This window comes from Coprococcus intestinihominis (assembly GCF_040096555.1).
Classification (GTDB): domain Bacteria; phylum Bacillota; class Clostridia; order Lachnospirales; family Lachnospiraceae; genus Coprococcus_A; species Coprococcus_A intestinihominis.
The window spans coordinates 1-9935 of record NZ_JBBMEK010000109.1; the positions used below are offsets into that span (position 1 = coordinate 1).

Below are 9935 nucleotides of genomic sequence, written 5' to 3' on the forward strand. Positions count from 1 at the left end.
GTGGAAGGTTTAAAGGGCAGAGGTTATTTTGCAGAAGGACTTCACGGTGATATGAAACAGCAGCAGCGCGACCGTGTTATGAATGGTTTCCGCAACGGCCGTACAGAGATTCTTGTTGCAACAGATGTGGCAGCCAGAGGTATTGATGTTGATGATGTGGATGCTGTTTTCAACTATGATCTGCCGCAGGATGATGAATATTATGTGCATCGAATCGGAAGAACAGGCCGTGCCGGCAAGAATGGCAAAGCCTTCACATTTATCACCGGCCGTGAGTTTTATAAGCTGAAAGATATCCAGCGTTATTGTCGTACGAAGATTATTGCAAAACAGGTTCCTTCCTTGAATGATGTTGCCAATGTCAAAGCGGACAAGATCTTTGAGAAGGTGGCAGGAATGATCGACGAGGACAATCTCAAGCCATATATCCGCATGATTGAGGAGAAGCTTGAGAAAGAAGATTATACAACACTTGATCTGGCAGCAGCATTTCTACGAATGGCACTTGGTGATGAAGATAAGAGCGTAGAAGTGGATGATTTTGGTGATACAGGTGCTGAAGACGGTATGGTACGTCTCTTTATCAATATAGGTAAGAATCAGAAGGCAAGACCGGGGGATATTCTTGGTGCGATTGCCGGTGAAACTGGTATTGCCGGCAGCCTGATCGGTACCATCGATATGTATGACAAGTATACATTTGTAGAAGTTCCGAAGGAATATGCAAGAGACGTACTGAACGCGATGTCCCATGCTCGTATCAAAGGCCGCAATATTAATATTGAACCTGCCAACAGAAAGTAAATGACAATTGCTTCATGTGAAAGTGGTGATTTTATGAGAGCAAATGGTGAATATGAACAGAATACAAGTGAGAGCAATCAGACACAGGTACATCCCGATGTTGTTGCGTATGTTGCATCCCATATGCCGGATCAGGACGATCTGATCGACGTGGCGGAGTTATTTAAAGCTTTTGGAGATCTGACGAGAGCAAAGATTATCTGCGCCCTGGCTCAGTCTGAGATGTGCGTCAGCGATCTGTCTGTGCTCCTTGAGATGAATCAGTCCGCGGTATCGCATCAGCTGCGCATGCTCAAGCAGGTGCGTCTGGTGAAGACACGCCGTGACGGCAAGGTACGATATTACTCATTGGCGGATGAACATATTCAGAAAATGTTCCAGGTAGCCTTTGAACATATTATGGAAGATTAATTGTTGTAAAATAATGGAAATTATATAAAATTTCATCAAATTTAAAAAAAGAACGTGCTTTTTTTAGTAAAAGATGCTATACTATACATACAATAGAGGCATGACATAGGGAAAGTAACGGGGGTTTGATCTTTATGATTAGCGCACAGGTGACAATACATACACCACATGGTCTGCACCTTCGGCCGGCCGGAGAACTGGCGGAAGAAGCATTAAAGTATCGATGCAGAGTTTCACTGGCACACGGTGATAAGGAGATCAGTGCGAAGAGCCTTCTTGGTATCCTGAGTCTATGTATCAGACAGGACACAGAGATTACGGTTGTCTGCGATGGTATGGACGAGCAGGAAGCATTGGAGGGCATGGTTCAGTTTATTGAACATTTGTAAATACGGATAATGATGAAACTGGAAGGACAGTCACAAGACTGTCCTTTTTGTGTTTTATCAGGAAGAATTTGTAAAAGCCCGCATGGGCAGAAAGGATGGAAATCAGATGAGTGAATCTTATACAGAGAATGAAGAAGTATTTGCGGATATCGTGATCAACGGACGTATTTTCGGAAGTGACGGCAGGGCAAGAAATGGCGCATTGGCAGTTAAGGATGGGAAGTATCTTGCAATTGGTGACTGCGATGAGATTTCCAGATATATCGGACTGGATACCATTATGTGCGGTTACAAGAATAAATCGGTGCTGGCCTGCCTTTATAGTCAGGCGACCGGGGATAATGTGCATGAGATGGGGGCGGCTTATCAGCCATCCGGGGAATATAAGATTATGTCCGGTAATTTGACGATGAAAGTGGGAGATCAGGCGAATCTGACAGTATATGATGAGAAAGTCGATGTTTACAGTGAATTGGAACAGAGTGAGTCAAAGGTTTTGATGAAGATAGAAAATGGAGCAATCATATACCGAAGAAGAAACCCGGGAAATAGAACTTGCGCTGGTATGCACTTCCATCCATAAACGGCAAAAAAATAAGCCTGAAAAAGGCTTATAAAAGAGGGAGGCCGGATGGCTATTGGGGAACCATCCGGCGAATGTTATGAAAAAATCAAACTGCATAGCAACCATCTGCTTGATTGCTATGATGTTATTATACGCATAAATTGTGTTCAAATTATGTCTTTGCGATAAAAGAAATATAAAATTTATTAACAAATGTTATTTTTTGGGGATATCCTTTGCATCATCAGTATGATCAGATTCCTTTTTTCCAAAAACCCTGTAAACTAGTATGTAACTATAGAGAATAATCGGTATGATCACGGTGCAGAAGATGGATGCTTTGAACATGTATACCGCATTCGGACTGTCTGACATGGCAAAGACAATGGTTGAGCCATAGAGGGCCATAAGCAGTACAACGGCAATGATGGCAAAGATTCTTTTTATTTTCATATGCATATCCTTTCTGGAACTATTTTAAGTGAGTGATTGACTTCAATATGTATTGTATAACAGCCGCCTTTTATACGTCAAGAAAGAACTGCGATCGGACAGATTTTGAACCCGAATAAAAAGAGCAATCATGTGAAAAGGGAAACCTCCGGGGCTGTAAGTGAGCACCCGGAGGAAAAAAAGGGGAGGATAAGTACTCATAGGTGAGTCAAAAGATATCTTTTGTATCTGGAGGGGGGATTCTAATCGTTATCGATTAGAACAATAACAGTATATCCAGAAAAGGATAATGTTATACATCAGAAATATTGATTTGCAAAAAAGATAATGCTACAATAAAAAACAGCACATTATCTTTTTGTTTTGGCAGGATGCTAATCTGCGGTTGAGATAAAGGTTGTGCAGGTATACATTTAACATGAAGTTTACACAATAAGAGCGGGAAGAGTTATGAACGAGAGATTTACATTAGATAGCACAGTAACAGAAATTTCTGAGAATGAGCGGGTCAATAAGAAATTGCCCATTTTTTTTGACCTTGCATTATGCAGTCAGATAAAATGGCCATTCTCCAAAATGAAATTGAAAAATATGATGAAGATGACGAAGTTCCCGGGACAGGAGTTGGTGGATGCCGCCAATTTTATTCTGGAGAGACGTGAAGCCGGAGACAAAATCACGATTCCAATCTGGCGGGGACTACCGGAAAATGAAGCTGAAGCAGCAGAGTATGTTGTGTTGATTCCATTTATATCGGATGAAGAGAATCGGCCGGCCATTCTTATTTGCCCGGACTGGGAGAATGGGCGTCAGCGGATGATGGATGAAGGCATGAAAATGGCAAAAACCATTTTTGAACTGGGATGCCAGGCTTTTATTCTGAATCTCCGAAAAGAGAGCGAAGCAGATGACATGGCCCGTGCTCTCCGTTTTATCAGGGCTAATCATGAGAAATTGCATGTGGAAGAGGATAAAATTGCATTACTGACTTTTGGGGAAATGAAAGCAGCGGCGAGAAAACTCTTTTTCCACAGCAAACGTATCAAAGATGTGACACATCGTTATGATGCTTTGAAATGTGAGCCGGAAGAATTGTGGATTATGGGAGCGTCTGATGAGGATGCGGATAAAACAGGGGTTTTCTTTAGCGGCAGTCATTATTCATTGGCAGATGACAGCAGAGAATGGTTGGAAACTCGTATCAGGAAACTGTCCGAAAATGCTGAAATAGAAGAAAAGATAAATGAAGGAGAGCAGGCAGAATGACAAAGGATATGACAGAGGGCAATGTCCTTGGATTGATTCTCCGGTTTGCTCTGCCCCTTCTGGTGGGCAATTTATTACAGCAGACATACAATATGATTGATGCGGCCATTGTCGGTCGTTTTCTGGGCACGCAGGCTTTGGCAGGTGTTGGTGCTACCAGCAGTGTTCAGTTTCTGGTGTTGGGTTTCTGTACCGGACTTTGCAGTGGCTTTGGTGTGCCGGTGGCCAGAGATTTCGGTGCCAATCAATTTGGGCGTATGAGAAAAGACATTTTTCATGGTGCTTTGCTGACAGCGGTGATTGCATTCATCCTGACAACAGGCTGTGTACTTCTTTGTCCATGGATTCTCAAGATGCTGTCCGTAACGGAGGATATTTACGGCAACGCTCGTATTTACATATTGATTATTTTCCTTGGACTGCCATTTACACTTTTGTACAACTTCCTGTCAAGCATTCTGCGTGCGGTTGGGGACAGCAGAACGCCGTTTTTGTTTCTGGCCTTTTCAGCTTGTTTGAATGTGGTATTGGATCTGATCTGTATCATCGTATTTAAATGGGGATGTGCAGGTGCGGCATTTGCAACCATTACAGCCCAGGCTATCAGCGGACTTTGCTGTCTGATTTTTATTATAAAGAAAGTGCAGATACTTCATCCGAAGAGAAAAGATTGTCATTTACAGCCGGTTTATGTGAAAGAAATGCTGGTGATGGGCCTGCCGATGGGACTACAGTTTTCCATCACGGCCATCGGCAGTATGGTGATGCAGTCGGCAAATAATGGACTTGGAAGTATCTATGTATCGGGATTTACAGCCGGCATGCGTATTAAACAGTTTGCCATGTGTCCATTTGATGCCTTGGCCAACGGCGTTTCTGTCTTTTGCAGTCAGAATCTGGGTGCAGGTAAGATTAAGCGTATCCGAAAAGGTTTATGGCAGGGCGTAGGCGTTGGGTTTATTTATGGTTTATTGATTGGTCTGGTGCTGATTTTTGCGGGCAGGTCGTTGTCTATGCTCTTTATCAGTGCGGACCAGACGGCGGTGTTGGATGCCTCAGCCAAATATTTGCGTTGTCTCGGTTTCTTCTACTGGAGTCTCGGACCGCTCAGTGTCTTCAGAATGAGTGCCCAGGGAATGGGCTTCTCAGGAAGAGCGATTTTCTCGGGCGTAACGGAAATGATTGCACGAACCTTTGTCAGCTTTGCTTTTGTGGGAACATACGGATTTACAGCCATTTGTTTTGCAGATCAGACAGCATGGGTTTCAGCAACATTATATATTACGCCGGTGTGCCTGATGTGTCTGAGACAGGTAACAAGAGAGCATGAAAGGCAGCAGGCAAAGATTGCCGATTAATTATACGGACAGAAGGATAAAGGAGCATAAGATAATGTCATTAGTAAAAGCGGAAAAATATTTACAAGAAAAAGGATTTCTGGATCATGTCATTGAATTGGAGGCATCTACAGCAACTGTGGCAGAAGCTGCAGCAGCTCTAGGTGTGGAAGAAGGTATGATCGCCAAGACCATGTCTTTTCTTCAGGGAGAACAGCCGGTGCTGATTCTGACAGAAGGAACGGCGAAAGTGGACAATAGGAAATACAAAGATACTTTCCATGTGAAAGCGAAGATGATTCCTTTTGGTGAAGTAGAGGAAAAGATTGGACACGCACCGGGCGGTGTATGTCCTTTTGGTATCAATGAAGGGGTTGAAGTCTATCTGGATGAAAGTCTAAAGCAGTTTGGGACCGTCTACCCGGCAGCTGGAAATGACCACAGTGCAGTGAAATTGACGATTCCAGAACTGGAGCAGATTGCCGGGGCAAAAGGCTGGGTAGATGTTTGCAAGGAACAATAACGGGGCGAAAAGTATTTTATCTGTTTTAAATCTGTACCTAAGTAAAAAGAGATTTTCGCATGCGTGTTATCGGTTCTTGTAATTTAGTCAAAGGAATATATTAGAGAAATGATATGAATGGGAGTTATTATGGCTGACCAGAAGATTGAGAATTTGCTGAATCTGGCAGCAGGTTCTACAAATTCAGAGAAGGAGAAGTCGGAGAATCTTGGGGTAGGATTTGACCCGCAGACAGATACCTGGGAGATTATTGTGAAATATACCGGGGATATTCTGTCACTTGCCGATCGATACCCCGGCATTCGGATTGTACCTTTATTGGGGCAGTATGCCATTGTGACGATTGCAGAAGACCAGCTGGATGATTTTTCAGATGAGGAAGTGATTACTTACATTGAAAAGTCCAAACAGCTGGTCTTTACTGTTGTTCAGGGAAGGATTGCCTCCTGCATTAACCCAGTGCAGGCGCCACCGATGCAGCTGACAGGGAAAGGTGTTCTGACGGCGGTCATTGATTCAGGGATTGATTATACCCACAGAGATTTCAGAAATCCCGATGGAACAACGCGGATTCATGCACTGTGGGATCAGACAGCTCAGGGAATGCCGCCGGAAGGATATGACAGGGGTGCATTGTATACAAAAGAGGATATCAATAATGCGTTGGCGGCAGAAACAGCGGAAGAAAGAAAGCGGATAGTGCCAAGTGAAGACAGGAGTGGCCATGGAACTGCGGTGGCGGGTATTATGGCAGGAAACGGCAGCAGTTCCGGCGGTGTCAACAGAGGAGCGGCACCTGGAAGCGAACTGCTTGTGGTGAAAATGGGAATGACAAATGAAGGGGGATTTCCGAGGACAACGGAATTAATGTTGGGGCTGGATTTTGTCATTCGGGAGGCAATTCATGCGGGAAAGCCGGTGGCTGTGAATGTCAGTTTCGGCAACAGCTATGGGGCGCATGATGGCAGTTCGCTTCTGGAATCCTATATTGATACAGTGTCGCAGATATGGAAGAATAATATCATCATTGCTGCCGGAAATAATGCAGTTTCAGCAGGACATTTTAGGGCGGTCATGATATCAGAAAAGACTCTGGATGCAGATATCAGTGTCAGTGAATATGAACGGTCCCTGAATGTTCAGATATGGAAGTATTATGGCGATGAGGCAGATATTGAAATTATCAGTCCTTCAGGAGAAAGCAGCGGACAAATCAAAAAGATTCTCGGCCCGCAGCGTTTTCGTCTGGAAAATACAGAGATTTTATTGTACTACGGTGAGCCTGCACCCTATTCGATCAATCAGGAAATTTATATCGACTTTATTCCACAGAGACAGTATTTGGCGGGCGGTATCTGGACGATCCGGCTTCTTCCGGGGAGGATTATCAGAGGGGATATTCAGATGTGGCTTCCAACGGCGGGGGTTTTGAATCAAAATACGGGATTTCTGCGTCCGGATCCGGATCTGACAATCACTGTACCGGGAACAGCCAAGAAGGCCATTACGGTAGGTGCTTATAATACATGGCTGGATGATTACGCGGATTTTTCCGGGAGAGGGTATATGGGCGCTTTTGCCAGTGTGAAACCAGAGCTGTCAGCGCCGGGGGTGGATATTACAACAACATTGGCGGGCGGCGGTTATACTGTGGTTTCAGGGACATCCTTTGCTGTGCCTTTTGTGACAGGGGCGGCAGCACTGCTGATGGAATATGGCATTGTGAGAAAAAATGATCCGTATTTGTATGGAGACAAATTAAAGGCTTATCTGCTGGCTGGGGCAAGACCGCTGCGAGGCGTTAGTATTTATCCGGATATTCGGGTGGGATTCGGTGCACTGTGTCTGGAAAATAGTTTTCCTGATTAAAAGTTACTAAAATTAAAGCAGTATAGATGAAAAGAAGGCTGGAATTCGCATTGAGTTCCAACCTCCTTTTGATTTACGCGAGCAACGAGCCATAGTCCGTGCTTGCACGAGACCTTGGCGACTGCCGCTTGATTAATTTTCCTTTTTACGCAGGCGATAGCCGAGAATAAAGATTGTTGCTGCAGAAATACCCATTAATACGATAAACTGTGTTGAGTTGCTTTCATCACCTGTCTTAACAGCTGCTTTCTTTGCAGTTGTCTTTTTAGCGGAAGTGGTTGGCTTTTTCACAGTTGTTGTCGGTTTTGTTGTACTTGGTTTTGGCATCAATCCTGGTTTGACATCTGTTTTTGGTGTTTCAGTTTCTGTGCTGTCCGGAATGTCTGTATTCTGCTCAAGATTGGTTGTACGCCACAGCTGTGTACCATTGAATGGATTGGCTGTGCCGATAACCCAGTAATCATTTGTCTTCTCAAAGATACGAAGGCCATGGTTATAGCGGTCACCGAAACCATTAGTGGTTACTTTTTTGATGGAAACACCGGCGCTTCCGTTATCAGTGATCTCAAACAGATCGAAACCGGCTTCGGATGTACGCATGTATTTCAGTGAACTTGCGAGTCCCTTAAGATTTTCCTTTGTCGCATATTTGATCACTGTAGCATACAATGCCTTGACATTTTCAGGAATGCGATCGTTGATCTGATCGATGATATCGGACATGGCTGTATAAACAGTGACGAATGCCTCGATATCATTACTATCAACTAAAGAAGCAATGCTCATCAGTTTGTCATTGACTGTGACAAGCTGATTGTATAACTGTTCATCCATACTCTGTGGAGCGATACTGCCGTCAAGCAGGCCGCTGACCAGGCTATTTATCTGTTCATCTGTTAAAGTAATCGCATCGGTATTCTGATCATTGTCAGCTGAGGACTGTGCGGCATCATTCTGCACTTCCTGAATTGCTGCTTCCACAAGGACTCTGGCAGAGGATTCTGTCAGTGGTTCTTCAGTAGGACTGACAGCAACAGGCTGTGCGTCATCAAGGCTTTCAACAGCAACTTCGATATCTGCATCAGAATCAGCAGCGTTATCCTCAATGGCAGTATCTGTTTCAATTGCCTGGACAGCAATACCTTCTTCAGTCTGTGTCTGTACGGCAGCGGTGTCACTGCTGAGGTTATCATCAATAGTGGTCTCGACAGCAGCTTCTGTCTCGGATTCTTCGGCTGCAATTGTTTCAGCAGCAGTTTCTGCTGATTCTGTTTCAGCGGAAGTTTCTACAGGAACAACAGATTCAGCCGACATTGAAGAAGTAACAGGTGTCTTAAATAAGAGTTTCAGCATGACTTTGATGTAATTAATCTGGCTGATCCATTCGTCCCTGGTCATTTCAAGGATATCGCCGTTGGTGTATTTGGCCAGTGGCTCAAGAAGGGTTGTGGTATCCATGGTACCGACATACATCTTGCCGTTATAAACGGTTGTCTGCCATGTATACTGATTCATATGGGTACCCATTTTCTTCAGCAGGGAATTGGATGTGTATCCTGAACCAAGACCGGACAGGCTTGTTGGGAAGGCTTCTGTCGGATCACCAACAACCTTTTCAATATTTTCATTCTTGTCCATACGATAAAGGTTGACAGACTGCTCAAGGTTTGTTGCCTGTGTGGTAAATTCGTTTTTTAGAACGAATCCCTGGAGAGCACTGGATACATCGTTGTAATCGCCGATATACAGATAATCATTGTAAACCTGGAGTGTACAGGCACCGGCGCTGACACGTTCGGTATCAAGACCAAATGGATATCGGGCACCATCTGCTTCATCACCGGCCAGAACAGACCATGTCCAGGCGTTCTTATCTGTGACATCACCGCTGCAGGTACCTTTGACAATAGCAAATGTCTGAAGTGTACCGGTAGCTTCGTTTTTGTTGTTCGGTGTACCCGTGCAGATAACGACATATAAATCGCCGTTGTATTCCAGTACCTGATAGATGCCGCCGCCACCGTTGACATCACTGCGATGATAAGCAGGGTAGTTGAACAGGTCGTTCATATCTGCGATCACACTGAAAGAACTCTGACCCTGAGATGGGTTCTTGGAAGCAACCAGGAAAACACCGTTAGTATCAAGGGCACCGGCAATCATAGCATCTTCATATGTACCGATGGCACGAGTGGAGGTAAAGACATTGTCCTTGACAAGCTGGCGGAAACCGTTAGTATCTACACAATTGTAGATGCAGGTCAGTTTATCATTGTTGGCAGGATCTACTTCGTAAATACATGGGAAACCATTCTGCA

At 44.3% G+C, this 9935-nt stretch carries 10 protein-coding genes; 8 read left to right on the top strand and 2 right to left on the bottom strand.

The features are described from left to right. The 4 genes from WMO25_RS09645 to WMO25_RS09660 all read left to right on the top strand — a co-directional run. Positions 1–804, top strand: an 804-nt coding sequence (locus WMO25_RS09645) for a DbpA RNA binding domain-containing protein (protein WP_349085138.1), incomplete at its 5' end; no start/stop codon positions are given. A 33-nt stretch (positions 805–837) separates the two neighbouring features. Beyond that, the gene (locus WMO25_RS09650) at positions 838–1215 is read left to right on the top strand and encodes an ArsR/SmtB family transcription factor (protein ID WP_117527458.1); all 378 of its coding nucleotides are present in this window, start codon (positions 838–840) and stop codon (positions 1213–1215) included. Between the two features lie 134 nt (positions 1216–1349). Next, positions 1350–1604 (top strand): HPr family phosphocarrier protein, encoded by a 255-nt coding sequence (locus WMO25_RS09655; RefSeq protein ID WP_015514567.1) that lies wholly within the window; start codon positions 1350–1352, stop codon positions 1602–1604. 49 nt (positions 1605–1653) lie between these two features. Then, positions 1654–2187, top strand: coding sequence for a hypothetical protein (locus WMO25_RS09660; protein ID WP_349085139.1), 534 nt, complete (start codon positions 1654–1656; stop codon positions 2185–2187). 198 nt (positions 2188–2385) lie between these two features. Here WMO25_RS09660 and WMO25_RS09665 read toward each other — a convergent pair whose 3' ends face one another. Then, entirely contained in the window at positions 2386–2622 is a 237-nt protein-coding gene (locus tag WMO25_RS09665; protein WP_349085140.1) for a hypothetical protein, read from the bottom strand. A 450-nt stretch (positions 2623–3072) separates the two neighbouring features. Here WMO25_RS09665 and WMO25_RS09670 point away from each other — a divergent pair, with 450 nt between their 5' ends. The 4 genes from WMO25_RS09670 (at position 3073) to WMO25_RS09685 (ending at position 7617) form a co-directional block, all read left to right on the top strand. Beyond that, the gene (locus WMO25_RS09670) at positions 3073–3888 is read left to right on the top strand and encodes an alpha/beta hydrolase family protein (RefSeq protein WP_015514563.1); all 816 of its coding nucleotides are present in this window, start codon (positions 3073–3075) and stop codon (positions 3886–3888) included. Next, on the top strand, positions 3885–5246 hold the full coding sequence (locus WMO25_RS09675) for an MATE family efflux transporter (protein ID WP_349085141.1): 1362 nt from the start codon (positions 3885–3887) through the stop codon (positions 5244–5246). The genes WMO25_RS09670 and WMO25_RS09675 overlap by 4 nt, the downstream gene beginning before the upstream one ends. A 34-nt stretch (positions 5247–5280) precedes the next feature. Further along, complete coding sequence (locus WMO25_RS09680) at positions 5281–5748, top strand: YbaK/EbsC family protein (protein WP_349085142.1); 468 nt, start codon at positions 5281–5283, stop codon at positions 5746–5748. Between the two features lie 117 nt (positions 5749–5865). Beyond that, positions 5866–7617, top strand: coding sequence for a S8 family peptidase (locus WMO25_RS09685; RefSeq protein WP_349085143.1), 1752 nt, complete (start codon positions 5866–5868; stop codon positions 7615–7617). A 132-nt stretch (positions 7618–7749) separates the two neighbouring features. Here the strand turns inward: WMO25_RS09685 and WMO25_RS09690 are convergent. Beyond that, positions 7750–9935 (bottom strand): hypothetical protein (locus WMO25_RS09690; protein WP_349085144.1); only part of this gene is annotated, 2186 nt, incomplete at its 5' end.

Coding starts and splice junctions, on each gene's coding strand:
- WMO25_RS09665 (WP_349085140.1), bottom strand. CDS start 2,622: ATGAAAATAAAAAGAATCTTTGCCATCATTGCCGTTGTACTGCTTATG.
- WMO25_RS09670 (WP_015514563.1), top strand. CDS start 3,073: ATGAACGAGAGATTTACATTAGATAGCACAGTAACAGAAATTTCTGAG.
- WMO25_RS09655 (WP_015514567.1), top strand. CDS start 1,350: ATGATTAGCGCACAGGTGACAATACATACACCACATGGTCTGCACCTT.
- WMO25_RS09680 (WP_349085142.1), top strand. CDS start 5,281: ATGTCATTAGTAAAAGCGGAAAAATATTTACAAGAAAAAGGATTTCTG.
- WMO25_RS09650 (WP_117527458.1), top strand. CDS start 838: ATGAGAGCAAATGGTGAATATGAACAGAATACAAGTGAGAGCAATCAG.
- WMO25_RS09685 (WP_349085143.1), top strand. CDS start 5,866: ATGGGAGTTATTATGGCTGACCAGAAGATTGAGAATTTGCTGAATCTG.
- WMO25_RS09675 (WP_349085141.1), top strand. CDS start 3,885: ATGACAAAGGATATGACAGAGGGCAATGTCCTTGGATTGATTCTCCGG.